General features: G+C 62.8%; 1 pseudogene. It reads left to right on the top strand.

Annotated elements, in window-relative coordinates:
* Nucleotides 1–283: 283 nt before the first annotated feature.
* Nucleotides 284–936 (top strand): annotated as a pseudogene (locus MKD50_RS30470) (IS21 family transposase); the annotation flags it as partial.

Below are 936 nucleotides of genomic sequence, written 5' to 3'. Positions count from 1 at the left end.
TGCGTATTTCGGGGCGCTTGATCAGCGATTTCGGGGGAACGTGATCACCTGTTTCGGCGGGAAGCTGCTCGCTGGTTTCGGCGGAACGTGATCACTTCGACGACGCTGCCGAAATCGGTGATCACGATCCCGAAACGAGTGATCACGTTGCCGAAATAGGTGATCAAGCAGCCGAAACGGGTGATCACGCACCGTAATGGGGCCGGGCAAGGGCTGGGGTGGGACTGCGCATGGACTAGAACGCCGGCGATACGCTGCTTCCTTTTTGCAAGGAAGCAAGCTGATGCCGGCCAACCGGATGACCATGCGCAAGATCAAGGAAGTGCTTCGCCTGAAATGGGCGTGTGGCCTTTCGCACCGGCAGATCGCTAGGGCGACGGGTGTGAGTGTTGGTGCCGTTTCGCAGTACGCGCGATGGCGAAGGCAGCGGGGCTGGATTGGGCGCAGGCGGATAGCCTGAACGAGGATACGCTGGAGCAGCGGCTGTTCGGCGCACAGAAGCCGGCCAACAGCCCGGGCGGACGGGTGACGCCGGACTTCCCCTACCTGCACCGCGAGCTGCGCCGCAAGGGCGTGACACTGCAGTTGCTGTGGGAGGAATACCTGGACGCGAATCCCGGGGTCCCCATTTACCAATACACGCAGTTCTGCTGCCGTTACCGGGACTGGGCAGCGACACTCAAGCGGTCCATGCGCCAGCAGCACCGCGCCGGCGAGAAGCTGTTTGCGGACTTCGCAGGTCAGATGGTGCCGATTCTGGACCCGGAAGGCGGCCTTGCGTTTGAAGCCAGCATCTTCGTCGCTGTGCTTGGCGCGTCGAATTACACATACGCGTGCGCCACCCGGGGGCAGACCACCGCCGACTGGATCGGGGGAATGGTCTGTGCGATGGAATTCGCCGGCGGCGTGCCTGAGCTGCTTGTGCCGGACAACCCG

Source organism: Cupriavidus mimosae (assembly GCF_023952485.1).
Classification (GTDB): domain Bacteria; phylum Pseudomonadota; class Gammaproteobacteria; order Burkholderiales; family Burkholderiaceae; genus Cupriavidus; species Cupriavidus taiwanensis_C.
Note: the sequence above shows the minus strand (reverse complement) of the source record. Positions and strands in the feature narration are given on the sequence as shown.